Genomic DNA, 21,904 nt, shown 5'->3' with positions numbered 1-21,904 from the left:
CCCGTCCGTTATCGGCTGGCGAAAGCCGCAGGCCTGGAGGATCAGAAAGGTTTGGTGGGAAGGTACTTGCCATCCAGCGTGATCACGGCGCGATGGCCACCATCCGGATCGTCGACTTTTTTGATGTCCAGCTTGAAGTTGATCGCGCTGATCACACCATCGCCGAATTTCTCATGAACCAGCGCCTTCAGGGTCTGCCCGTAGACCGACATCATTTCATAGAAACGGTAGAGGGTCGGATCGCCGGGCACGCCGCCCCCAAAGCTTCCGCGAACCGGCACCGTTTGTAGTAGCGCAATTTCATCAGCATTCAGATCGAGCTTCTCGCCCACGACGCGCGCGGCACTCTCCGGAAGTGGGTGCTGGCCGAGCAATGCGGCAACAACGAAGGCTTCGGAAAGCCCGGTGCCATCAACGATCTCCGCATAGGAGAGGTTTTTGCGCGCCTTCGCCAGAATGATGGTTTCAGTAAGCACCTGGCGGGCGCTCTGGGTAACTTGAGTCTGGATCATTATTTCATCTCCTGTTGATAGGTATTTCAGGCAACACGCCTGGTACGTTGGGAAACAGCATGAACATCCGGGTTCTCCGCAAGGGAGACGAATTCCCGGCCATTGAAGGCGTCAATGCGTCCGCTGCCGATGTCATATACCCAGCCATGTAGCGTGACGCGGCCCTCTTCAAGCGCGAGGCGAATAGAGGGGTGCGTCTGAATATTGGCAAGCTGCGCAATCACATTTTCACGCACCATCGCCGCGACTTTCGTCGGCCAATCCGCATGCTGCCTTGACTCATTCACCACCTTCGCTGAATCAGCGTATCGCAGCCAGCTGGCGACGGCGGGCATATGATCCAGACACTGACAGGTGGCAATCGCCGTCATTGCGCCGCAGTCGGAGTGACCGCAGATCACAATGTCGGCGACCCTGAGGGCGGACACGGCGTACTCCACGGAGGCGGTAACACCGCCCGGCTCGGGGCCGTACGACGGCACAATATTTCCGGCGTTGCGGATCACAAACAGATCGCCGGGTTCGCGTTGAGTGACCAGCTCCGGCACCAGCCGGCTGTCGGAGCAGGAAATAAACAGCGCCCTCGGGCTCTGCTGGGTAGCGAGATCCCGAAACAGCGTGATGCGCTCGGGAAACGCCTCCTGCTGGAACTTCAAAAAACCGTCAATGATCGCTTTCATTGTGCTTTCTCACTGTCGTTGGGTGTGGAGCAGAGAGTAAGCCGTGCGTTGTATAAGGTAAAAGACTCATTTATTATGAGATTTATTAGATAATCTAATGGAGAGCATGATGCTCGCCCGCCATATTCACTATTTTCTTGCAGTTGCAGAGCATCTCAGCTTTACGAAAGCGGCAGCGGAGCTGCACGTATCTCAGCCAGCGCTTTCGCAGCAGGTAAAGTTACTTGAGGAGAGTCTGGGTGCTCAGTTATTTGATCGCTCAGGGCGCACGACACGTTTGACGGACACTGGAAAGATCTATCTGCAATATGCCCGTCGCGCGTCACAGGAGTTGCGTGAAGCCACGCGCGCCATTCATGAGGTGAGCGATCTCAGCCGCGGATCATTACGCGTGGCGGTGACGCCAACCTTTACGACCTACCTTCTGGGGCCGCTGGTTGAAGCCTTTCACGCCCGCTATCCAAAAATCACCCTCAGCGTGCAGGAGATCGCCCAGGAGCATATGGAAGAATTGCTTTTGGCAGGGGAGCTGGACGTGGGTATCGCTTTTGCGCCGGTGCACAGTCCCGATATTGAATCGGTCACGTTGCTGGAGGAGACGCTTGCGCTGGTGGTCAGCCCCAGACACCCCTTGTCGAAAGAGAAACGTGTTGAGTTGCAAAGGCTTGGAGAGGAGTCGCTTGTGTTACTCAGCTCGGAGTTCGCCACGCGCGAGCAGATCGATCGTTACTTTCGCAAGCATCACATTACCCCTCAGGTACTGATGGAGGCCAACGCCCTTGGCGCGGTGATTGAGATTGTCCGCTGGACGCCGCTATCAACGTTGCTGCCTGCAAAGACGGCGTTTGCCCAGGACGACCTGTTGGCTATCGCGCTTGAGCCCGAGCGGCTGCAGCGTACGGCTGTTTTACTGCGGCGAAGAGAGGGTTATCAAAGCTTCTCCGCCCGTGCCTTCACTGAAGTGGCAACAGAGGTTTCAGCCAGGCTAACTGACTGAAACGCAGCCCATTTATCGCTAACCCGGCGGATAGAATCTCTGTACTGTAACGCCAGATAACCGCCAGCCGCCGGGGCGAATATTCATCAGAAGCGATATGTCACAGTCAGGCTTCCGGTGGGGGACGCTTTGCGTTGTACGATGGGGCTAATACGCGCATCACCCGCCAGCTGCGTATAGCCTGCATCGGCGACCACGCTCCAGCGTTCGGTGAAGTTGTGCGTCCAGTCGAGATTGAGTGACCAGGCATAGATCCCCGAACCGGCGGTGTATTGCGTAAAACCCGATGCGGCGGACTGCGAGGCACTCACGCCGTAATAGGTCTGCATATAATCATTTGTCCCCCAGCTGCTGGTCAGCCCCAGCGTCACGCTATTTTTCGGCGAGTGATAAAGCGGGCTGACGATACCGAAATGCAGCGCCGCGCCGTTATCGCGCTGGGAAAAGGGCACCTCAGCCTGCAACTGCGCACTCAGCCAGTTGGTCAACTTATACCCAAGGCCCACCACACCGAGCGCCGAGCCTTTTACATTGCCCATTCCGCGCAAGTGGTCGCTGCCGTCGCTCATGGTATCGCTGTCGACATTGTGATCCTTACGGCCGGTGCGATAGCTCAGCGCCGCGCTGTAATCTAAGTTGCCAAGGCTGTTGCCATAACCGAGGCCGCGCGTCGAGCTGGCGAAGAAGCCATTACGCATTGAGTAATCGAGCACCAGCGCCGTCGAGACGCGGTTTTCATCGGAACCGGAATAGCGCGGCGTAACACCCACGCCGCCCCCCAACGTTAAGGTGGTACCCTGGGGCGGTTCTGCCGCCAGAGTTGGGGTGGCGAGCAATGCCAGTAGTGCGCCCGGCACGATGTTTTTCAGCGGGCGTCCCGGGAATGCAGGGAGGAACTTACGACGCGGTTCGGTGTTTCTCATTAAATACGTCCTTATGGAGTCATCTGATTACGAGTCACGCCTAGTTTGCATACCCACCCTAAAGTTCTCATGAGCCGAAAATGAAGAAAGCCTGAAGCGCGTAACGGTGAGATAAACCTGATAGATTTCAGCAACCGTTTTTTCTTCAGACGTTCTTCATTCACGACTGGTAACGTAACTATTGTGAAAATTCTACTTATCGAAGACGACCTCGATCTTGGCAACGGCGTACGTATTGCGCTGGCCGATCAAGGGCTAGACGTCATATGGGTTCGCCGCAAAGCGGATGCGCTGCATCAGCTCGATCTCTGCGTGCCGGAGCTGGTGCTGCTGGATCTCGGGCTGCCCGACGGCGATGGCATGAGCCTGATGGCCGCGTTGCGCCAGCGGCTCAACAGGATCCCGGTCATTATTTTGACCGCGCGAGGCACGCTGCAGGATCGTCTGGGCGGGCTGGATGCCGGGGCTGATGATTATCTGGTCAAACCCTTTGTGCTCGCCGAGCTGCTGGCGCGGGTGAGAGCCCTTGCACGCCGCAGCTACGGTTTTGACAATGAGGTAATCGACATTCGCGGGTTGTCCCTTCATGTGCCGACGCGGCGCGTGACGGTAAGCGCACGCACGATTGAGCTGACGGCAAGCGAGTACGCGCTGCTTGAGACGCTACTGTTGCGCCTCGATCGCGTGGTGACGCGCCGCTTTCTGGAAGAGCGCGTCTTCGGTGAAAAAGAGAATATGAGCAACACCCTCGATGTGCATATGGGCAATCTGCGGCGCAAAATTGGTGAAGGGTATGTGCGCACGGTGCGGGGCGTAGGGTATGTCATTGATACCGTTCCCATTGAGAAGAGGGAAGGGTGATGGGAACGTTCTGGCGCAGCCTGAAGGCCCCGACGCTGGCTCGGCGAATTATCATCGCCCAGATGCTGTTGCTCACGCTGCTATGGTGCCTTTTTCTCACCTTCATTTTGTGGGAGGACTTGCGCAGCCCGCCGATCCTCACCGGGAGTGAGACTTACGAAACCATCTTTACCATGGTCGATCAGATGGACGATCGCCCACTGGCGCGAACCGAGATGCTGGAAGCGTTCAGCCGGGCATTGCGGGAGGGGTATGGCGGTGGTGACGATCCCGCGCTCTCCATCAGCCTTATCGTGCGCAGAGATCACGCGATTATTTACGCCTCTGAAGGCGCGCCAACCGGGGTAACCAACAGCAGCTATGGCAAGCTGCAAAAAATCGAGAGCGAAGGGCGCAGCTGGACCAGCCGTACCCTTAAATCAGCAGACGGCAAAACGGAGGTTACGCTCATCACGCCTGCCGGCAGCTTGAACTTCTTTATCTACCTCAACTCGCGCGGCTACTACATCCTGCCGCTGCTGGTCTGCATCCCGTTTCTGCTATTTCCCGCCTGGCTGTCGATCCGCATCGCCATGCGCCCCTGGAACAGGGTGGTCAGCGAGATTGCCTTACGCACGCCGGAGGATCTCTCGCCCTTAAACGCCGTGCCAAAACATAAAGAGCTTCGCCAGATGGTCGATGCCATCAATGACTTTCTGGCGAGATTGCGGGAAAGCACGGAGCGGGAGCGGGTGTTTATTGCCGATGCCGCGCACGAGCTGCGCACCCCGCTGGCGGCGATGCGCATCAATGTTGAGGCGTTACAGGGCTATATCAGCAGCGAGCGCCAACAGGCGTTGCTGGCAGGAATTATTCGTAGCAACAGCCGTGCTGCTCGTCTCGTTAATCAGTTGCTGTTGCTGATGCACAGCGAAGCGCGCACCGATACGGTGATGGCCCCTGTGCCGCTGACCTCGCTTATCCAGGATCGCATGGCGGCGCTGTCGCCGCTGGCGGCTGAGCGGCGGATTGAACTGGAGTTTTACGCCGATGATGAGTTTTGCATCGACGGTGTCAGGGAGCGCCTGATGTCGCTAATTGATAACGTTATTGAAAATGCCATCAAATATAGCCCGGAGAGCGGGCGGGTTGAGGTCGCAGTGCGAACGTGTGGTGCATTCACCCAGCTTCGCGTCTCTGATGCCGGGCCCGGCATCCCCGTTGAGCTGCGCGAGCGCGTCTTCGACCGCTTTTTCCGCGATCCCAATCAGATGCAGAGCGGCAGTGGGTTAGGGCTCTCCATCGTCAGGGCGGTGGCGCAGCAACACAATAGCCGCATTAGCTTAAGCACCTCTGAAGAGGGGGGATTAGTGGTGACCGTTGAGTTTCCCGGTCACACCGCTGCCTGAAAAAAGGGAGCTGCTTTGCGAAGTGTATCGGCTTCTTAAGCAGCTTCACCTTCCATGAGAGAAGGGAAGCGATGGATCACGTTTCACCCGGACGTTGTGTCGTAAGGGTTTGTTATTGGTTATGTTTGCTGGTGTAGATGTCAGGCCGGCTAATGGACCAGGTGTAATTTTGCCGGTTCACCGGTTGATAGCCAAACTTTTCATAAAGCCATGGCGCGGTTGTGGTGAATAACACGATCCTACGAAGCTTTTCAAACACCGGGTGACGATGAATAGATTCCATAAGCCATCTTCCCAACCCTTCGCCCTGGTGCTCCTCGAGGAGATAGACATCACACAGATAAGCGAAAGTCGCGTGATCCGTTACCAGGCGTGCAAACCCTATCTGGGTTTCGTGGTGATAAACACCAAAGTTAAGGCTGTTGGCGATTGAAACTCTGACGGTCTCCAGATCGATACCTTTTGCCCATGTGGATCTCGTCAAATAGTGGTGCACTGCCTGTATGTCCAGTTTTTCGTTGTCTGTGCTAACCAGAAAATCATGCATACGCCATTCATGTATCGCTGAAGTGCTCACGCTCACACCTGTCAAAATGATGTCGGGAAACTGCACATTATCACTATCTGCACGCCATTAACCCCCACTGGATCTGGCTGGCTTTTTGTGAAGGTTGAAACGTCAGCACTCAGGCATGCGCTCCGCAGCGGCTCTTTTATGATGCGATGCGCACGCTATTGAGCTGGCCGTAATCCGCGAAGCAGCAGGTTCAGCGCGGCAATGCCTTGCGCAAGGCGCGTATCGCTCTCATCGCTATCGGCAATCCAGAATGCGGCTTCAGCCAGGCTTCCGTAAATCAGCGAAGCGAGCCCCTCCGGGTCGGCTTCTTCAATTACGCCCTGCTGGATCAGATCGCGAATCAGGGCCTGCATGGATTGCACGCAATGGCGCTGTGATTCAGGTGAGAAACCGCCCAGTACGGCTTTTGCATCGCGCAACATAATGCGCTGGAACTCAGGCTCCAGCGCCATCTCAAGGCAGGCGCGACAACGGCTGCAAAAACCTTCCCACGGATCGGCTGCACTGTCCGAAATCGCCTGGAGCCGTTGATCCATTTCATCATCAATTTGCTCTACTACCGCGGCCAGTAAGCCTTTTTTATCCCCGAAGTGGTAATAGAGCGCACCACGCGTTAGCCCTGCCTGAGCAGTCAGATCATCCATCGAGGTTTCAGCGAAGCCATGCTCTTTAAAAAAGTGGCGGGCAGTTGTCAGCAACGTTGCTCTTGTCTCTTCCATCTCGGCACGGGTACGGCGAACCATGATTTTTCCTTTACATACGCAATGAATGATTATTTACATACGCAGCGTATGAATATAGGATTGTTTTCATACGCCTTGTATGAATTGTCGCTGTGCCACGGCGTTGTGGCAAGCACATGCTACCGGAGAATGAGATGGCAACACTCTATCGAGACCTTTTTTCTGCCCCTGGAACCGGCCGTTTTACGGCGGCTGGGCTGCTTGCGAGACTGCCATTGCCGATGGCGGGCATCGGCATCATCACGCTGTTTTCGCAAAAGCAGGGCACCTTTGGGCTGGCGGGCGCGATTTCCGCCACGTTTGTACTGGCCTATGCGCTGCTCTCGCCGCAGGTCTCTCGTTATGTTGACCGCTACGGGCAATCCCGCGTTTTGCCCGCGGCGACCGCGATCAGCATTGCTGGCTTTTTCATTCTGATTGCCGGTTCACACTGGAATGTGGCCAGTTGGGTTCTGTTTCCTGGTGCCTTTCTTGCCGGATTTATGCCCAGCATGTCAGCCATGATAAGAGCGCGCTGGACGGCGCTCTATCGGGGCGATGCGCGACTGCAGACTGCTTATTCGCTTGAAACGGTGCTTGATGAACTGACGTTTATCATGGGCGCGCCTCTCTCTATTGCCCTCTCCATCACCTTGTTTCCGCAGGCAGGCCTACTGGTGGCTGTACTTTTGCTCTTTTCGGGGGTGTTTGCCCTGGTGATCCTGCGTGGCACGGAACCGCCAACGGTGACAACGTCGCGCGCCACGGCGGGAGAGGGTTCAGTCATTGGCATGAAAAGCGTGTGGCTACTGGCTTTGCTGATGGTGGGAATGGGCATGATTGTTGGCACCGTGGATATTGTGAGCATTGCTTACGCCGGAGAGTGGGGGCATCCGGCGGCGGCCAGCCTGATTTTAGCCGCGTATGCCGTTGGCTCTTGCCTGGCCGGGTTGTTGTTCGGTTCGTTACGCTTAACAACCCCACTTAGCCGCCTGTTATGGCTGGGCGGGCTGGCGACCGCAGCAACCACCGTCCCTTTGATTTTCGTGGCAAACCTCACCGCTCTGACCGTCGCCGTGCTGGTGGCAGGGCTCTTCTTTGCTCCCACAATGATTGTCGCCATGTCACTCATTGAGCGCCAGGTATCAGCACATCAGCTTACAGAAGGCATGACCTGGCTGTTGGCCGGACTGAATGTCGGCGTTGCCCTGGGCGCAGCGATAGCCGGTCAGGTAGTCGACAGCAGCGGAGCGCGACAGGGATTCTCCGTTGCCCTCTGCGCGGGCATCGCCGTGGTGCTGATGGCCTTCCTGAGCCATTTCACCTTGCGTAACCAGAATCATTGCGCCTGACAGGGCGCTCACATAAGGAACTGCATGATGAGTACTTTCTCTGGCGCGACGCAGGTTCGCGGTTTATGGACGCCGGTCCTCGCGGTTGGTCTGGCAACATTCTCTGTAGTGACGACGGAAATGCTGCCGGTCGGGTTGCTGACTTCCATCGCCGCGACGCTCTCTGTCACCACAGGCAGTGCGGGGCTGGTGATCTCTCTGCCAGCACTGCTTGCCGCGTTATTCGCACCCTTCGTAGTTATTGCATCGGGGGGGATCGATCGGCGTTTGATACTGTGTGGCCTGCTGGTGCTGCTGATAATAGCTAATTTGGCCTCGGCGTTGGCATCCAGCCTGGCCATGATGCTGATGGCGCGCGCCCTTGTTGGCTTATGCATGGGGGGAATCTGGGCTATCGCTGGCGGTCTGGCGGCGCGCCTGGTGCCGGAGAAATCGGTTGGCCTGGCGACATCCATTATATTTGGCGGTGTTGCGGCCGCATCGGTACTCGGCGTACCGCTGGGGGCGTTCATTGGCGATGCGATCGGATGGCGTTGGGCTTTTGGCTGCATGGCGCTTTTTAGCACGCTGGTCCTGGCGCTGCATCTTGCTGTTATCCCGCCGTTGCCTGTTGCTGCCTCCGCGAAGGTCGGCCAGTTCATTGCGCAACTTACCAACCGCACATTAGTGGCAGGTTTGCTCCTGACACTGTTGCTGGTAACCAGCCATTTTGCGGCTTTTACCTTCGTACGCCCGCTGTTGATCTCCGTATCCGGATTCCATACCCAGTGGATTTGGGCGATCCTCTTCGCCTACGGTATCGCGGGTATTGTAGGTAATTTCCTTGTGGGGATCGGCGCTGCCCGCAATACCACGCGCACGCTGATGGTGGTGGCAACGGCACTGGCCGTAACGCCGCTGCTTTTTCTGAGCGCAGGGCAGACGATCATGGGCGGCGGGGCGATTTTGATTTTCTGGGGGCTGGCATACGGTGGGCTCTCCGTCGGGCTGATGACCTGGATGATGAAAGCCGCTCCCGACGCCGTTGAGATAGCCGCAGCCCTTTATGTCGGCATCTTTAATATTGGCATTGCGACAGGGGCATGGGTTGGCGGGGAGCTTGTTGATGCGTTAACGCTTACCGCGCCTCTGTGGCTTGCCTGCGCATTAGCGATTGCTGCTCTGCTATTAACCATGATGCCGGGTTGTATCTCTGCCCGAAGATGACTGTAGCGCCCCCCAGAATCAGGGGGGCATTATCTTTCAGGCGCTTTTGTCAGAGCCAAAATGCCATTCAGCGGTGGTCGAAAGCGTTACGAACGGCCCGCTGAGCGTGGCATTGTGGTGACTGATGATGTCACTTGCTGACAAGCATTCGCTATCCATGGTGGTGTGCGCATCTGAAATCAGCACGGTTTTAAAGCCCCGCTCCGGCGCTGCCCTGCAGGTCGTATCGACACAAAACTCTGTTTTCATGCCGGCAATAACCAGCTGTTTTACGCCTGCCTGCTCGAGGTGATGCAGCAGGGTCGTATCCCGAAAACAGCTGGGATACTTTTTAACAAAGATAATATCCCGCCCGGCATCAACATCCATTTCCGCTATCAGTTGTGTTAGCGGGCTCTGCTCTGAGAAGGGCGAGTCATCTGGTCCGGTGTGGCGGGCAAAAAAGATCGGCACCCGATCCTGTCTCGCTTTAGCAATCAGCAGGCAAATATTTTCCAGCACATTATCTGCGGAGTGTGGGGCAACAGGGCCACGGAAAAGCCCCTGCTGCATATCGATAACCAAAAGTGCCTTGTCAGATGAAATCATGATGTGTCTCCATTCAGCATGTTATGAACGGAGAGATCGTTTTCCCCGTCCGGTTTGGCGGGGGCGAGGATCTGTTTGTCAGAACTCAGTCACAGATAACTCCACACCGCCGCAAGGCCCGGTGGTGGTGGTGGTCGTGATTGAGTGAACTGACATAATCATTTTCTGGCCTTTAGTGATGCGTTAACGATTAAAACAGGAAAGAGAAAGATGACAGAAGCGCCTCTTCGCTTATAACACCAGGCAAATAACGTTTTCAATCTCTAATCTGAACAACGCCCATTTAAAAATGGCACGAACGGGAAGATGCCACCTCGCCTCCTCATGTATATCTCCCTTCACAAAGAAAAAAGAGGAGACGAAGATGCTGAAAGGTAAAAGAGCGGTTATTACCGGCGGGGGCAGGGGGTTTGGCCAGGCGCTCTGCGTATGGCTGGCGCGAGAGGGCGTTGAGGTCGATTTTTCCGCGCGGCGGGCTGAGGATATTGAGAAAACCTGCGGCATCATTACCGCGGAGGGCGGGATCGCAAGAGGGTATCTGTGTGATTTAGCCCAGCCTGAATCCCTCTCTCACTTTGCCGATCGGCTGTTAGCGTCAGATAAGCCAATCGATATTTTAATCCTCAATGCTGCGCAGTGGTTGTCAGGCATCTTAGACGAGCAGCCTGCGGCAGACATTATCACGACCATCAACTCTGGCGTGACAGGGTCGATTCTGCTGACGCAGGCGTTGCTGCCGGGGCTTCGGCGATCAGAGAGCGCGGATATCGTCGCCATCATCTCTTCATGCGGTATCCCGAACTTTACGGACTCCATTGCCCACCCGGCGTTTTTCGCCAGCAAACATGGGCTTAGCGGGTTTATCACGAAACTGTCTCAGCAACTTAGCGAAGAAAATATACGGGTTACCGGGCTCTATCCACCCGATTTCGAAGTGACAGGATTAGACCCGCTTGCCGGGAGCCAGGCGAAAATGGGCGAGCGTCTGCTGAATGGGCGTTCGGTCTGGGAGACGATGCGTTTTGTGCTGACGCAGCCGCGGAGCTGCCATATCGGCCAGATTTACTTCCAGGGCCCAACCCGCGAAGCGCTGCAACCGTAGCACTTTCAGATTCAGCAAAAGGGAGTCGAATAAAAAACCGGGTTGGCACGTTTACACGCTAAACACCCCAGGGATTATCAACATGACGCGTATCGTGCCTGCCATCGCTCTCGGATTTCTGTTCTGTTCCTCTTCGTTATTTGCCAGCCCGGCTGACTACCGTATTAATTCGCAGGAGACCACCATTACCCTCTCCTGGCAGGCATTTGGCGATATGTCACAGGCCAGGCTGGGAAATGTCACCGGGGATATTGCGCTTAATGCTGGCAACGACAGAGATGACACTGTTCATGTCTCCATCCCGGTAGCGACGCTCAATGCCTCTAACCCGCTGTTAACCTGGCAGATGAAAAGTAGCCTCTTTTTTGACGCTGAACGCTACCCGAACATCATATTCACCAGTAGCCGGGTGGTGGCGCTCGGGCAGGGCCACTATCGGATCCTGGGCACTCTGGCGGTGAAGAACATTGCGCGCCCGGTCATTCTGGATGCCTTGCTGAATGATAAAACCAGCGGGCCAGAGAACATTTCCCTGCATGCATCAACCACCATTTCACGCTCGGCGTTCAATATGGCCAGTTTCGCGGCGCTGGTTGATGACCACGTCACCATCAATATTGCGATTCAGGCCCGCCTGCACCGGGCCGTCTGAGTGCAAGCCTTTGGCTATGCAAGCGCTGCCTGCAGGGTGAGCGCGTTTTGCTTCAACTGGGAGGTGGGGTTGCGGCCAATCAACACAAACTGGTAACCGTCTGCATGCCACCAGACAAGGTTCATCTGGTGGCGCTGCTCGTGATTCAGCTCCGTGCGCACGGGCTGGCTGTCCGGCGAAATGCAGAGCGCCATTGGGCCATAATCGGCATGCATCCAGGCGATCTGCGCAATGGAGGTGGTGTCGTAACGCAGGATGCGCACCATTTTCAGCTCTGCTCCGTGCAGTTCAAGCTGGTGCGCATTCGCCCGTAAACCGATGTCCTGTGCCGTGCGTGCCAGCCCGCGCTGTAATGCCGTGGGCGAGCTGTCTGCATCAAGCAGCGTCTCTGCGCTGTAGAGCGACATATATTGCGCCTCAAGGTCACGAATCTTTTCGCTCTCTCCCAACGTCTTTGTTGCAGGACGTGCCAGATAGCCCAGCCCGGAGCCGATCACCAGAAAACTGAGCGAGGCGGCGATCAGCGCCCGCCGGCTGACGCCATTGGCCTTCGGTTCAGTTGCCGCTGGCCGGGCGAGCAGGGTGGCGAGTTGTGCTTCCATGCGTGACTGCGGTGCCTCATTAAGCAGTGGCGCAAAAGCGCTGGCAATCTCTTGCTGGTTGAGCCTTAACGCGTCAGTGCGTGCGGCGAGCTGTGCATCTTGAGCCAGCGCGGCCTCGAAACGTCGGGCGTCGCTTGCCTCCATTTCGCCATCCAGCCAGGCGACGATAGCCTCATCGCTATAGGGCGCTGTAAATCTGATGGATTTCACTCTCGCTTCTCCTGTACAGGTCGCGGGGCGTGCATAAGCTGAGCGAGTTTCGCCCTCGCCGTCGCCAGCCGACTCATGATGGTGCCAATCGGCACAGACAAGGTATCTGCCGCTTCCTGATAGGTAAAACCTTCGACATAGACCAAAAAGACCGCGTTGCGCTGTGCTTCCGGCAGGTCGCTGACGTGCTGCATAATTTTTCCATAGTGCAGACGAGCTTCATCCTGCTCATGGGTCTCCGGCGCCAGCAGTTCATCACTTTCGACGAAGCCCTGCCCGAGACGTACCCGGCGGGCACGCACATCTGAAATCCAGATGGAGTGCAGGATGGTGAATAACCAGCTGTCGATGCGCGTGCCGGGGGTGAACTGCGCGCTTTTTTCCAGCGCGCGCACACAGGTAGACTGCACCAGCTCTTCGGCAACCTCACGATTGCGCGACAGCACCAGCCCATAGCGCCACAGGCGTGTCAGATGTTCAGCAAGATGCTGGCGGACGTCACTGGTAGTGATTTTTTTATCCTCATACCTTTACTCAGGATCCAGCATGGCTGTTAATTGCCGCTTCGAGATCCCGATACTCCTCGCAACTCTGCCCGCAGAGTGTGGCGATGGTTTTCAATTGTGCTTGCGCCAGGTCAGGACGCCCTTTGATAAGCCACGCTTCACCCAGATATTCCCGCACTTTGGCATATGTTGGATCGAGGGCGACAGCGCGCTGATAATAGCCGATACCCTCATCCGTACGCCCCAGTTTGCGCGTGGCGTAGCCGCGATAATTCCACGCTTCAGCCGTATCGCCATTTTTCAGCGTGTTGAGCAGATTCAGCGCAGCCTGATACTCCCCTTTTTTTGCCAGATGATAGGCGTAACGGGTTTTATCTTCATCACTGAGTTGGCCTGTTTTTTCGGGCACGCACTGCTTTGTCGAACTGTCGTACACCTGCCCGGTTGGGCAATCCGGCGTTTTGCTGTTGCTGCTATCGTCGCCGGCGGCAAAAACCGGCGCGCTTAACAGAACAAAGGCCACAGGCAGCAGACGTTGAATCATGGCGGTGGGTAATTTCATGGTGGACTCCAGGTTAACGAAACGCACGGCCGGGCAGCATACGACGCAGCACGCCGTCCCGTAACAGGTAGTGATGGAAAAGCGCGGCGAGCGCATGTAAAAGTGCCAGTGAGATCAGCGCCCAGGCTACCGTGTCGTGCCACCCAGCAAGGGTATGTCGCAGGGTGGGGGTAATTTCCACCCAGCCTGTCAGGTCGAACAGACCAAAGAACTGAAAAGGCTCATGCTGCGACCAGCGGAAAAGAAACCCCAGCACGATTTGCGTAAAAAGAAGCAGATAGAGCGCGCCGTGCATGCCATGCGCGAGCCCTTTCGCCAGAGCGGAACCTTCAAGCGGCGGCATCGAGAACTGGCGGGAGCGCTGGCTGAACAGTCGCCAGAGCGGGCGGACAACCATCACCAACGCCAGCAGGATGCCGCAGGAGATATGTACGGCCTGCAACCCTTTTCGCAGCGGCGTCCCGCGCTCCATCAGCTCCCAGATATGTGCGCTGGCAAAGAGGAAAATGACGCTGGCTGCGGTGATCCAGTGCAGTATCAGGGTAAAACTATCGTAGCGCTGTCGTGTCAGCGCCGGTGTTGTTGCGGTCATAAAGCGATTCCATCAGTCTGTTGATGATGGGTAAACGTCACACCATGGGGATCTATTCGATAAAAAAATGTTTTTCGCTTTTTACCCCGGCAAGCGGCACTAAAAAGAGGCGGCTATCACGCCGCAAAACCGCGAAGCGGTGCGGTTTGTTGTTCTTTAGCGCCAACTTTGCCAACATGTCTCCCCAGACACGCGCTGAGCGGTAATGTCGACCTGTTCTGCTACGAGGACCTCATATGAGCAATTTTCATCAACATACCGCCACCAGCCTTAGCGGCGAGCCTGTTCCGATGACCGACTACGCGGGGAAGGTGGTGCTGGTCGTCAATACCGCCAGCCATTGCGGCTTCACGCCACAATACGCTGGTCTCGAAACGCTCTATCAGAAATATGCCGCCCAGGGGCTGGTGGTGCTCGGTTTTCCCTGTAACCAGTTTGGTAAACAGGAACCCGGCAGCGCGGACGACATCGCGCAGACCTGCCACATTAACTACGGTGTGAGCTTTCCGATGTTTGAGAAAATTGAAGTCAACGGCGCCGCCGCGCATCCGCTGTTTCGTTACCTTAAAAAGGCGCTACCCGGCGTACTGGGGGAGCGAATTAAGTGGAACTTCACCAAGTTCCTGATCGGCCGCGACGGCAAACCGATCAAGCGCTTTGCGCCGTTTACCAAGCCGGAGAAAATGGAAACTGCGATCGTTGCTGCGCTTGAAAGCTGAGTTCAGCGCTTAATCGAAGGCGTTATTTTAGTGTGCTGGGGCACAGGTAGGGGAGGCAGGCAAGGGGTAAGACAAGTGTTCGCTATGTGCTTGGAGCAGACATTGATATATGTAAATTTATGGTGAGCAGGTCAGTTGAGGATTTTTAAAAAATGTTTGCTAATCAAATCAAGGCGTTTGGAAAGGCATTTGAAGGCAGATTAGAGCCCTTTCTACTTGAAGGTGCTTTGGATTATATAAACTTTAACGAAGAACCATTAGCCTTTGAAATCTTATGCGAACATATTTGTGAGTATGATGTACAGCTTAGCCAAACTGAATATGATGAAGCCATAGCATTAGCTAAACATATGGGGTTAGATGTACTGGATGGACCCTACAAGCACTTAGCTGGCTTAATTGTATAATGAGTCGATTTGACCTTTACCCCGCTGATTCTCACGGAATGTTATTAGCACTGTCCGCTCCTCGCTCATAGCAGACCTTCAGCGCCAGGAGCATGCCGGCTGGTAGCGCAAAGCGGGCATCACTCCTGCCAATCCGATACGCTACATTCCCTACATCACGGTTCGCCTTCCCAATAATCGACGCCTTTGCCCCTGAAGTCGAGCACCCTGAAACCATCATCTTTCTGATTGGTGGATTTCACTAAATATTTATCCGAATCCGGGTATTCGCACACTTCGGGGAACTCCATGGTGCTGACAGACATATACATCAGCGGCAGGGAGGAGGTGTTGATAATCTGATGCGGCCACGCTTTCCCGGGCGGAATAGTGATAACGTCTCCCTCTTCGATGGCAATCATCCGTTCGGCGATCCTCAGCGTGCCGTTCCCCTTCAGAATGATAAACATCTCCTCCTGAACATGATGGAAATGGAAGGGCGTCGATCTTTTCCCCGGCGGAAGCGTATCCACAGAGGCGCCGAGCTTTTGGGCCAGCGTGCCGGAGGTGAGCGAACCGCCCTCTGAGGCATAGAGAGGCTCCCGCTCAAAACGTACGTCATTTACTTTATTGAAGTTTTTTATGGTGAATGTTTCGCTCATTAGGTCACTCCATAGTTACCTGAGTCCAGCTCAGTTTTTTAATGACACTGATACATTACGCGATCCGTTACTATTTTCACCTTATCCGCTTACTTCTGCTCACGATCGGCGCTATACGCTACCGCTTTCATCTCCTGCAACGCTTCAAGACGGGTTTCCAGCGCGGCGTTGATATTCTCATAAGCCGTGCTGCCGAGCGGCAGGCGAAGCGGGGGGCTGGCAGCGTCCGCCGCTGCAATCATTGCCGCCACGCACTTCTGCGCATCGCCTTTGATGGCGAACTCGCCCGCAAGCAAAGCCGCACGCAGTCTCCCCGCTGGCGTATCGCGGTAGGCGGGCAGGGCATCGGCAATATCCAGACCCGCACCGAATTGCGTCGCCGTCGGGCCCGGCTCGACCAGTAAGAAGTCAATGCCGAAGGCCGCAACTTCCTGACGAACCGCTTCGACAAAGCCTTCAACTCCCCACTTCGTCGCATGATAGAGACTGAAATCAGGATAGGCGATCTGCCCCCCTTCTGACGAAACCTGCACAATGCGCCCGCCGCCTTGTTCTCTCAACAATGGGATCGCCGCGCGGATCAACTGAATGGAGCCGGTAAGATTGGTGGCGATTTGCCGCTCAATCTGGGCATCGCTCAGCTCCTCGGCGGCACCAAACAGGCCGTAGGCGGCATTGCTGACTACCACATCGATGCGTCCCGCTTGCGAAAACGCCGCCTCAATGGTCGGTTTTATCGTTGCCGACTGGCTCAGATCGAGCACGATGACCTGCAAAAGGTCGCCATACTTCGCCGCCATCTCATCCAGCACAGCTTTCTTGCGCATACTTGCAACCACCCGATCGCCGCGTGCCAGCAGCGCTTCACACATCAGGCGACCCAGGCCGCTGGATGCGCCGGTTATTAGCCAGGTTTTCATTATGCTTATCTCCGTTTGATAAAGTGGAAACAATCATAAAACGAATGATTGATGCCATAATCGCCCTGAACTGGAATGAGCTGGTGTGGAATATTCAACAATGAAGCGTCCCTCCTGGAATGAACTGTTAGCGGTGAAAACCGTTGCCGAGCAGCGGAGCTTTAGCCGCGCGGCCGATCTGCTCGGGCTGAAACGCTCGTCACTGAGTCACACGATCAAAGGGCTGGAGACGTCGCTTGGCGTGCAGCTCTTTCTGCGCACCACCCGCAGCGTTGCGCTCACCGATGCTGGTGAAATGCTGATGGCGCGCCTGTCGCCGCTGCTGGCTGAAATGGATGAGTTGCTAAATGATGTGAGCGCCAGCGCGCAGCAGCCTTATGGCACGTTGCGTATCAGCGCCAGCGATACGGCGATCGGCCTGCTGCTGGAAACGGTGTTGCCGGACTTTATCCAGCAAAAGCCCGGCATTGAAATTGATCTGGTGGCGCAGGGGCAACTGGTCGACATCGTCGAGCAGGGGTTTGATGCCGGCATTCGTCTGGTTGAAGATGTGCCGGGCGATATGATCGCCATTCCTCTCAGCGGGCCGCTGCGCTTTGTAACGGTGGCCTCGCCCGCTTATCTGGCAGGACGGCCAACAATTGCGCATCCGCAAGACCTGATGCAACACCGCTGTTTGCGCCAGCGTTTGCCTGGCGGAAAACGCTATCACTGGGAGTATCAGCAGGGAGAAACGCAGTTCGCGCTGGATGTGCCGGGTAGCCTGACGCTGAATAACAGCGCGTTAATGGTCGAAGCCGCCGTCGCCGGTCTGGGCATTGCCTATGTACCGGAGCGATACACCCGCCGACATCTTGGCGATCGGCAACTGGTGACGCTGCTTGATGACTGGGCTGTGGCGTCAGCAGGGATCGCCCTCTACTTTCCGCAACATCGCCATATGCCCGTCGCATTGAGGCTTTTTGTCGACAGGATCAAAGCGATGCAGCGTGGCTGAGCCTGTCCCGGGTGAACAAACCGCCACCCAGCCACACACATCTTTCGCTCAACGTTGTCGCAGCACGCCGGGAGGGCATCCATTGATGCGTTTGAACGCACGGCTGAAGGCGGCCTGCGAGGCATAACCCAGACGCTGGGCGACGGTCTCGATGGCGAGTTTCTCATTGCTGATCCAGTGGCTTGCCAGGCGCATACGTAACTCCGTGGCATAGCGTAAAGGGGAGACACCAATGGTGGACTTAAAACGATCGGCAAAAACAGAGCGAGAAACATTCGCCTGGCTTGCCAGTTCGGCAACGCTCCACACCCGGCCTGGATCGCGGTGGAGCGCCAGAATGGCGCGCGCCAGGCGGGGATCGCGCAAGGCAGCCATAAGACCAGAGGCGTTTTCTCCCCCGGACTCGATCCATCCGCGCACGATCATGGACGCGGCCACCTCGGCAAGCCGGGCGAGAATACCGGCGAAGCCAATACGCCCGGAGCAAATTTCACTTTTCATCGCATTCATGATGGGCACCAGCCCCGGATAACGCTGCTCCCCGGCGTCAACCACCATGGCTTCAGGCATCAGTTTACCCAGCGCCTGCATCGCGCCGAGATCAAACTCCATACAGCCATAAAAAAGCACCGTGCTTGGCGTCGGCAGTGTACTGGGGCAGGTGTCGATCCCATGCACGGATTCGCCGATAGGCGCGGCACCCAGTTCATCAATGTGCTGAAAAGTACTCGTTGCGCTGGAGAGCAGTTGATGGCTCGCGCCCTGGGGCATAAATACCGCGCTTCCGGCTTTGAGCGCATGCAGTGTGCCATCCCTGAGGCGTAAAAGGACGTCACCCACCGCAACGTAATGGAAATAGGCGTGGCCCGGTTTGGTGTCGAAACCGACGCCAAATTCCGGCCCGGTCTGCACACGACGGTACTGAACGCCGCGCAGGCGTAAACCCATCAGCAGTTCACTGATCAAGTCGGATGAGAGGGCAAAATGTGCTTCTGTGTTCAAATCAGGCGTTTCGGGTAAAAATGCAGGACGCAGCATCATAGATCGTCCAGACGTTGAACTCTAGACTTTGGGTGGAAATTTAACCCAGGAAGAGATTGTGATGAGAAATGATGTAACTGAAGCACGATGCGCAAAGGTTAATGAGGGTGAAGGATCAGGATCGGCATGGCTGGCGGTGTTTTCACTGGCAATGGGCGTGTTTGGTCTGCTGACAGCAGAATACCTTCCTGCCAGCTTACTGACGCCGATGGCCTACGATCTGGGTGTCACCGAATCCATGGCGGGTCAGGCGGTCACGGTAACGGCAGTGGTCGCGATGTTCGCCGGGCTGGCCGTTCCCCGGCTAACCCGCAGCCTCGATCGACGAATTGTTCTGCTTGGTTTCACGGTACTGATGATTGCCTCTAACCTGCTGGTTGCGCTCTCTTCAAGCCTGATGATTGTTTTAGCGATGCGCATCCTGCTCGGGATCGCGCTCGGCGGGTTCTGGAGTATGGCAGCAGCCGTCGCCATGCGCCTCGTGCCTGAAAACCGGGTACCGCGCGCGCTTGCCATCATTTTCAGCGGTATTGCTGTCGGGACAGTGGTTTCGATACCGCTGGGCAGCTATCTGGGGGGAATGTACGGTTGGCGCAGTGCCTTTATCGCAGCAACAGCAGTAGGGGCGCTGACGCTGATCGTCCAGCTCTTTACGCTCCCCGCGATGCCGCCGCGCAGCATGTTGAAAACGGCCTCAGTGGCAGACTTACTCCGCAGGCCAGGCATTGCGACAGGCATGATGGGATGTGTACTGGCGCATACCGGCCAGTATGCGCTGTTTACCTACATCCGCCCGGCGCTGGAGAGTGTTGTGCCGCTGGATGTCGATCGCTTGTCGTTGATTCTGCTGGGCTTTGGCGTCGCCAATTTTATCGGCACGCTGCTCTCCGGTTGGCTAATCGAGCGTAGCCTTCGCCTCACTCTGGTGGTGATGCCAGCCATTGTCGGCGCAGCCGCATTAAGCATGATCATCTTTCCACTTGAGGAAACCGGGCTGATGCTGCTGGTTGCGATATGGGGGCTGGCATTCGGCGGTATTCCGGTGGCATGGTCCAACTGGGTAGCACGCGCTGTTCCGGATCAGGCGGAAACGGCCGGCGGCATGGTGGTCGCCGCCGTACAATCCTCAATCGCCATCGGGGCGGCGCTGGGAGGCGTCATCTTTGGCTTGAGCGGCATAACCGGTGTCTTTGTTGTCGCAGGTGGCGTCATGTTCCTTGCTGCGCTTGTTATTGCCACAAAAGTACGTCTTGTGCAGGCAAACAGCGCGCGGGCGAATACCCCTGCAACCTCATTTGAATAACGATCTCTCTTTAGCTGGCCCGCCAGGCCAGCTAAATCGACGACTACGCTTTGCCACCTGACGTCACCCGCTGGCGGTGACAATCCGCCGGCTCCACTTTGTTCCCCTCTGCGGAACAGACACGTAACGGCTGCAGAGGCTGACCGCTGGTGTTATCCACCAGCACAGAGTGCACCTCTCCCTCGGCAAAGAGGTAGCGCTCACCCCATTGCCGCATCGCCACCACAATCGGAAACACTGCGCGGCCTTTGTCGGTCAGCACATATTCACTGTAGGCGCTGCCATCGGATGCCGGACAGATCTCAAAGATGCCGTGCTCAACTAACAGTTTGAGGCGAGCGGCGAGAATGTTTTTTGCCAGCCCCAAATTTTTTTGAAACTCACTGAACCTGCGCACATCGTCAAACGCTTCCCGGATAATCATCAAACACCAGCGCTCACCAATCGACTCGAGGGTTCGGGCCACGGGGCATTCACTGGTTCTGAGGGATTCCTGTTTCGCCATTTCTGCACTCCCGGCTTCTCTTTTGAGGGAGATGAGTATAAGTCCCTCGCAAACTGGTTGCAAAAGAAAACCGTCAATGCTATCTCTGTCGCTCCTGTGGTTTTAAAAAGCAACCAGAATAGGCAGGCGCGATGAGGAATAAGTTGAGTGTAGAGGCGGGTATTACGCAGGATGCAGGATCTGGCGCTGCTCTGGTGCTGAAACCGGGCATTGTCTTTTTGTTCTCGCTGATAAGCGCGCTGTCGGTGGCAAATGTTTACGCGTCACAGCCTTTACTGGAATCCATTGCGCTGACGCTCAATATTCCCCAGGGAGTGATTGGCAGCGTGGTAACAGCCACCCAGGCGGGTTATGCGCTCGGGTTGATTTTTCTTGTGCCGCTCGGGGATGGGATTAACCGAAAAACCCTCACCATCACGCTGCTGTCGCTCTCGGCTACGGCACTGCTGGTGGCGGGGTTTGCGCCCAATTTTGTCACTCTGCTGTGTGCGCTGTTCTTTATTGGCCTGCTGGCGGTGGTGGTGCAGCTGGTAGTGGCCTGGGCCGCCATCCTGGCGGCACCGGAGCAACGCGGAAAGATTGTTGGCACGGTGACCAGCGGCATTGTGTTGGGCATTCTGCTCTCCCGCGTTGTCGCCGGCAGCCTGGCGGATCTTGCCGGCTGGCGGGCGGTTTACCTGACCTCAGCCTGCCTGATAGTGCTGATGGCCTGCGTGGTGGCGAAAGCGGCGCCTGCGCCATCTGTTGAGAGGCGCACCGCGCCTTATCTCTCTCTGCTGCTCTCGGTTTTCAGGCTCTTTATCACCGAGCCGCAGTTGAGAAGAAGCGGTGCGTTCGCGCTGCTTATCTTCACTGCGTTCAGCATATTGTGGAGCGCAATGGTGTTGCCGCTCACTGCGCTGTCGTTATCCCATACGGAGACAGGCTTGTTTGGCCTGGCAGGGGTGGCCGGTGCACTGGCCGCGGCGAAGGCGGGTGCCTGGGCCGACAGAGGCTGGGGGCGCAGCGTCTGCGGTGCCGCGCTGGTCATGCTGACGCTCTCGTGGTGGCCCATCGCATGTACCGAATCTTCTCTGCTGTGGCTGGTTGTTGGCATCCTGATGCTGGACTTCGCCGTGCAGACGGTGCACGTCATCAACCAGAGCACACTCATCGCCGCCAGGCCAGAGGCTGCAAGCCGAATGGTGGGTGCGTACATGTGTTTTTACTCGACGGGCAGTGCAACGGGCGCAATTGTTGCCACCCAACTCTACGCTCACTTTGGCTGGAGCGCGGTCTGTATCGCCGGAGCGGGCGTCAGCGCCTGCGCATTTCTGCTCTGGTGCGTAAAGAGATAGTT

At 56.4% G+C, this 21,904-nt stretch carries 26 protein-coding genes; 12 read left to right on the top strand and 14 right to left on the bottom strand.

Annotated features, from left to right (window positions below; translation table 11 throughout):
* Positions 1–41: 41 nt before the first annotated feature.
* Both cynS and ABIC80_RS07870 read right to left on the bottom strand, forming a co-directional pair.
* Positions 42–512, bottom strand: coding sequence for a cyanase (gene cynS, locus ABIC80_RS07875; RefSeq protein WP_429176381.1), 471 nt, complete (start codon positions 510–512; stop codon positions 42–44).
* Between the two features lie 26 nt (positions 513–538).
* Complete coding sequence (locus ABIC80_RS07870) at positions 539–1,192, bottom strand: carbonic anhydrase (protein ID WP_429176379.1); 654 nt, start codon at positions 1,190–1,192, stop codon at positions 539–541.
* A gap of 109 nt (positions 1,193–1,301) precedes the next feature.
* Here ABIC80_RS07870 and cynR point away from each other — a divergent pair, with 109 nt between their 5' ends.
* Complete coding sequence (gene cynR, locus ABIC80_RS07865) at positions 1,302–2,189, top strand: transcriptional regulator CynR (protein WP_429176521.1); 888 nt, start codon at positions 1,302–1,304, stop codon at positions 2,187–2,189.
* An 86-nt stretch (positions 2,190–2,275) separates the two neighbouring features.
* Here cynR and ABIC80_RS07860 read toward each other — a convergent pair whose 3' ends face one another.
* Positions 2,276–3,112 (bottom strand): MipA/OmpV family protein, encoded by an 837-nt coding sequence (locus ABIC80_RS07860; protein ID WP_429176377.1) that lies wholly within the window; start codon positions 3,110–3,112, stop codon positions 2,276–2,278.
* 183 nt (positions 3,113–3,295) lie between these two features.
* On the opposite strand from ABIC80_RS07860, the gene ABIC80_RS07855 reads away from it, so the two are divergent.
* Both ABIC80_RS07855 and ABIC80_RS07850 read left to right on the top strand, forming a co-directional pair.
* Entirely contained in the window at positions 3,296–3,973 is a 678-nt protein-coding gene (locus tag ABIC80_RS07855; protein ID WP_139964913.1) for a response regulator, read from the top strand.
* On the top strand, positions 3,973–5,361 hold the full coding sequence (locus tag ABIC80_RS07850) for a sensor histidine kinase (protein ID WP_429176375.1): 1,389 nt from the start codon (positions 3,973–3,975) through the stop codon (positions 5,359–5,361). The genes ABIC80_RS07855 and ABIC80_RS07850 overlap by 1 nt, the downstream gene beginning before the upstream one ends.
* A 112-nt stretch (positions 5,362–5,473) precedes the next feature.
* Here the strand turns inward: ABIC80_RS07850 and ABIC80_RS07845 are convergent, their stop codons facing one another.
* Both ABIC80_RS07845 and ABIC80_RS07840 read right to left on the bottom strand, forming a co-directional pair.
* Positions 5,474–5,908, bottom strand: coding sequence for a GNAT family N-acetyltransferase (locus tag ABIC80_RS07845; protein ID WP_042712989.1), 435 nt, complete (start codon positions 5,906–5,908; stop codon positions 5,474–5,476).
* A gap of 185 nt (positions 5,909–6,093) precedes the next feature.
* Positions 6,094–6,681 carry a TetR/AcrR family transcriptional regulator gene (locus ABIC80_RS07840; RefSeq protein WP_305205938.1) on the bottom strand — a complete coding sequence of 196 codons (588 nt, stop codon included), beginning with the start codon at positions 6,679–6,681 and terminating at the stop codon, positions 6,094–6,096.
* Positions 6,682–6,815: 134 nt separating this feature from the next.
* On the opposite strand from ABIC80_RS07840, the gene ABIC80_RS07835 reads away from it, so the two are divergent.
* The gene (locus ABIC80_RS07835) at positions 6,816–8,012 is read left to right on the top strand and encodes an MFS transporter (protein WP_429176373.1); all 1,197 of its coding nucleotides are present in this window, start codon (positions 6,816–6,818) and stop codon (positions 8,010–8,012) included.
* A 27-nt stretch (positions 8,013–8,039) separates the two neighbouring features.
* A complete protein-coding gene (locus ABIC80_RS07830) occupies positions 8,040–9,218 on the top strand; it encodes an MFS transporter (RefSeq protein ID WP_429176519.1) in 1,179 nt (392 codons plus the stop codon).
* A 36-nt stretch (positions 9,219–9,254) separates the two neighbouring features.
* Here ABIC80_RS07830 and ABIC80_RS07825 read toward each other — a convergent pair whose 3' ends face one another.
* Positions 9,255–9,806, bottom strand: a complete 552-nt coding sequence (locus ABIC80_RS07825; RefSeq protein ID WP_429176371.1) for a cysteine hydrolase family protein — start codon at positions 9,804–9,806, stop codon at positions 9,255–9,257.
* 364 nt (positions 9,807–10,170) lie between these two features.
* Between ABIC80_RS07825 and ABIC80_RS07820 the strand changes: the two genes are divergently transcribed.
* Together ABIC80_RS07820 and ABIC80_RS07815 are read left to right on the top strand one after the other, a co-directional pair.
* Positions 10,171–10,908 carry an SDR family oxidoreductase gene (locus ABIC80_RS07820; RefSeq protein WP_429176368.1) on the top strand — a complete coding sequence of 246 codons (738 nt, stop codon included), beginning with the start codon at positions 10,171–10,173 and terminating at the stop codon, positions 10,906–10,908.
* An 82-nt stretch (positions 10,909–10,990) separates the two neighbouring features.
* Entirely contained in the window at positions 10,991–11,560 is a 570-nt protein-coding gene (locus tag ABIC80_RS07815; protein WP_263752510.1) for a YceI family protein, read from the top strand.
* Between the two features lie 14 nt (positions 11,561–11,574).
* Here the strand turns inward: ABIC80_RS07815 and ABIC80_RS07810 are convergent, their stop codons facing one another.
* Genes ABIC80_RS07810 through ABIC80_RS07795 form a run of 4 tightly spaced genes read right to left on the bottom strand, consistent with a single transcriptional unit; the run spans position 11,575 to position 14,032 of the window.
* Positions 11,575–12,372 (bottom strand): anti-sigma factor family protein, encoded by a 798-nt coding sequence (locus tag ABIC80_RS07810; RefSeq protein ID WP_429176365.1) that lies wholly within the window; start codon positions 12,370–12,372, stop codon positions 11,575–11,577.
* Positions 12,369–12,884 (bottom strand): sigma-70 family RNA polymerase sigma factor, encoded by a 516-nt coding sequence (locus ABIC80_RS07805; protein WP_429176516.1) that lies wholly within the window; start codon positions 12,882–12,884, stop codon positions 12,369–12,371. Before ABIC80_RS07805 ends, ABIC80_RS07810 begins: the two co-directional genes overlap by 4 nt.
* 22 nt (positions 12,885–12,906) lie before the next feature.
* Positions 12,907–13,422, bottom strand: a complete 516-nt coding sequence (locus ABIC80_RS07800) for a tetratricopeptide repeat protein (protein ID WP_429176513.1) — start codon at positions 13,420–13,422, stop codon at positions 12,907–12,909.
* A gap of 31 nt (positions 13,423–13,453) precedes the next feature.
* Positions 13,454–14,032, bottom strand: a complete 579-nt coding sequence (locus ABIC80_RS07795; protein ID WP_429176364.1) for a cytochrome b — start codon at positions 14,030–14,032, stop codon at positions 13,454–13,456.
* 236 nt (positions 14,033–14,268) lie between these two features.
* Here ABIC80_RS07795 and ABIC80_RS07790 point away from each other — a divergent pair, with 236 nt between their 5' ends.
* Both ABIC80_RS07790 and ABIC80_RS07785 read left to right on the top strand, forming a co-directional pair.
* The gene (locus ABIC80_RS07790; protein WP_429176361.1) at positions 14,269–14,751 is read left to right on the top strand and encodes a glutathione peroxidase; all 483 of its coding nucleotides are present in this window, start codon (positions 14,269–14,271) and stop codon (positions 14,749–14,751) included.
* A 152-nt stretch (positions 14,752–14,903) separates the two neighbouring features.
* Positions 14,904–15,158, top strand: a complete 255-nt coding sequence (locus ABIC80_RS07785) for a MafI family immunity protein (protein WP_429176358.1) — start codon at positions 14,904–14,906, stop codon at positions 15,156–15,158.
* A 155-nt stretch (positions 15,159–15,313) separates the two neighbouring features.
* Here the strand turns inward: ABIC80_RS07785 and ABIC80_RS07780 are convergent, their stop codons facing one another.
* A complete protein-coding gene (locus ABIC80_RS07780; protein WP_312277175.1) occupies positions 15,314–15,799 on the bottom strand; it encodes a cupin domain-containing protein in 486 nt (161 codons plus the stop codon).
* Between the two features lie 89 nt (positions 15,800–15,888).
* Positions 15,889–16,719, bottom strand: a complete 831-nt coding sequence (locus ABIC80_RS07775; RefSeq protein ID WP_305205926.1) for an SDR family oxidoreductase — start codon at positions 16,717–16,719, stop codon at positions 15,889–15,891.
* A 100-nt stretch (positions 16,720–16,819) separates the two neighbouring features.
* Between ABIC80_RS07775 and ABIC80_RS07770 the strand changes: the two genes are divergently transcribed.
* The gene (locus ABIC80_RS07770) at positions 16,820–17,716 is read left to right on the top strand and encodes a LysR family transcriptional regulator (protein ID WP_429176510.1); all 897 of its coding nucleotides are present in this window, start codon (positions 16,820–16,822) and stop codon (positions 17,714–17,716) included.
* A 48-nt stretch (positions 17,717–17,764) separates the two neighbouring features.
* Here ABIC80_RS07770 and ABIC80_RS07765 read toward each other — a convergent pair whose 3' ends face one another.
* Positions 17,765–18,757: an AraC family transcriptional regulator gene (locus tag ABIC80_RS07765; protein WP_429176355.1), complete on the bottom strand. Its 993-nt coding sequence runs from the start codon at positions 18,755–18,757 to the stop codon at positions 17,765–17,767.
* A 61-nt stretch (positions 18,758–18,818) separates the two neighbouring features.
* On the opposite strand from ABIC80_RS07765, the gene ABIC80_RS07760 reads away from it, so the two are divergent.
* A complete protein-coding gene (locus ABIC80_RS07760; RefSeq protein ID WP_429176508.1) occupies positions 18,819–20,060 on the top strand; it encodes an MFS transporter in 1,242 nt (413 codons plus the stop codon).
* A gap of 43 nt (positions 20,061–20,103) precedes the next feature.
* Here ABIC80_RS07760 and ABIC80_RS07755 read toward each other — a convergent pair whose 3' ends face one another.
* Positions 20,104–20,565, bottom strand: a complete 462-nt coding sequence (locus ABIC80_RS07755; RefSeq protein ID WP_263752495.1) for a winged helix-turn-helix transcriptional regulator — start codon at positions 20,563–20,565, stop codon at positions 20,104–20,106.
* Positions 20,566–20,696: 131 nt separating this feature from the next.
* On the opposite strand from ABIC80_RS07755, the gene ABIC80_RS07750 reads away from it, so the two are divergent.
* The gene (locus ABIC80_RS07750) at positions 20,697–21,902 is read left to right on the top strand and encodes an MFS transporter (protein WP_429176353.1); all 1,206 of its coding nucleotides are present in this window, start codon (positions 20,697–20,699) and stop codon (positions 21,900–21,902) included.
* Positions 21,903–21,904: the final 2 nt, after the last annotated feature.

Origin of the sequence: Kosakonia sp. 1610, from assembly GCF_050435845.1 — a bacterium.
Lineage (GTDB): Bacteria > Pseudomonadota > Gammaproteobacteria > Enterobacterales > Enterobacteriaceae > Kosakonia > Kosakonia cowanii.
Note: the sequence above shows the minus strand (reverse complement) of the source record. Positions and strands in the feature narration are given on the sequence as shown.

Excerpts from the sequence above, each read along its gene's own strand:
- ABIC80_RS07830 (WP_429176519.1), top strand. The coding sequence starts at position 8,040 with ATGAGTACTTTCTCTGGCGCGACGCAGGTTCGCGGTTTATGGACGCCG.
- ABIC80_RS07755 (WP_263752495.1), bottom strand. The coding sequence starts at position 20,565 with ATGGCGAAACAGGAATCCCTCAGAACCAGTGAATGCCCCGTGGCCCGA.
- ABIC80_RS07795 (WP_429176364.1), bottom strand. The coding sequence starts at position 14,032 with ATGACCGCAACAACACCGGCGCTGACACGACAGCGCTACGATAGTTTT.
- cynS (WP_429176381.1), bottom strand. The coding sequence starts at position 512 with ATGATCCAGACTCAAGTTACCCAGAGCGCCCGCCAGGTGCTTACTGAA.
- ABIC80_RS07870 (WP_429176379.1), bottom strand. The coding sequence starts at position 1,192 with ATGAAAGCGATCATTGACGGTTTTTTGAAGTTCCAGCAGGAGGCGTTT.
- ABIC80_RS07840 (WP_305205938.1), bottom strand. The coding sequence starts at position 6,681 with ATGGTTCGCCGTACCCGTGCCGAGATGGAAGAGACAAGAGCAACGTTG.
- ABIC80_RS07750 (WP_429176353.1), top strand. The coding sequence starts at position 20,697 with ATGAGGAATAAGTTGAGTGTAGAGGCGGGTATTACGCAGGATGCAGGA.
- ABIC80_RS07790 (WP_429176361.1), top strand. The coding sequence starts at position 14,269 with ATGAGCAATTTTCATCAACATACCGCCACCAGCCTTAGCGGCGAGCCT.
- ABIC80_RS07815 (WP_263752510.1), top strand. The coding sequence starts at position 10,991 with ATGACGCGTATCGTGCCTGCCATCGCTCTCGGATTTCTGTTCTGTTCC.
- ABIC80_RS07845 (WP_042712989.1), bottom strand. The coding sequence starts at position 5,908 with ATGCATGATTTTCTGGTTAGCACAGACAACGAAAAACTGGACATACAG.
- ABIC80_RS07765 (WP_429176355.1), bottom strand. The coding sequence starts at position 18,757 with ATGATGCTGCGTCCTGCATTTTTACCCGAAACGCCTGATTTGAACACA.
- ABIC80_RS07820 (WP_429176368.1), top strand. The coding sequence starts at position 10,171 with ATGCTGAAAGGTAAAAGAGCGGTTATTACCGGCGGGGGCAGGGGGTTT.
- cynR (WP_429176521.1), top strand. The coding sequence starts at position 1,302 with ATGCTCGCCCGCCATATTCACTATTTTCTTGCAGTTGCAGAGCATCTC.
- ABIC80_RS07825 (WP_429176371.1), bottom strand. The coding sequence starts at position 9,806 with ATGATTTCATCTGACAAGGCACTTTTGGTTATCGATATGCAGCAGGGG.
- ABIC80_RS07785 (WP_429176358.1), top strand. The coding sequence starts at position 14,904 with ATGTTTGCTAATCAAATCAAGGCGTTTGGAAAGGCATTTGAAGGCAGA.
- ABIC80_RS07850 (WP_429176375.1), top strand. The coding sequence starts at position 3,973 with ATGGGAACGTTCTGGCGCAGCCTGAAGGCCCCGACGCTGGCTCGGCGA.
- ABIC80_RS07775 (WP_305205926.1), bottom strand. The coding sequence starts at position 16,719 with ATGAAAACCTGGCTAATAACCGGCGCATCCAGCGGCCTGGGTCGCCTG.
- ABIC80_RS07835 (WP_429176373.1), top strand. The coding sequence starts at position 6,816 with ATGGCAACACTCTATCGAGACCTTTTTTCTGCCCCTGGAACCGGCCGT.
- ABIC80_RS07770 (WP_429176510.1), top strand. The coding sequence starts at position 16,820 with ATGAAGCGTCCCTCCTGGAATGAACTGTTAGCGGTGAAAACCGTTGCC.
- ABIC80_RS07860 (WP_429176377.1), bottom strand. The coding sequence starts at position 3,112 with ATGAGAAACACCGAACCGCGTCGTAAGTTCCTCCCTGCATTCCCGGGA.
- ABIC80_RS07780 (WP_312277175.1), bottom strand. The coding sequence starts at position 15,799 with ATGAGCGAAACATTCACCATAAAAAACTTCAATAAAGTAAATGACGTA.
- ABIC80_RS07800 (WP_429176513.1), bottom strand. The coding sequence starts at position 13,422 with ATGATTCAACGTCTGCTGCCTGTGGCCTTTGTTCTGTTAAGCGCGCCG.
- ABIC80_RS07760 (WP_429176508.1), top strand. The coding sequence starts at position 18,819 with ATGAGAAATGATGTAACTGAAGCACGATGCGCAAAGGTTAATGAGGGT.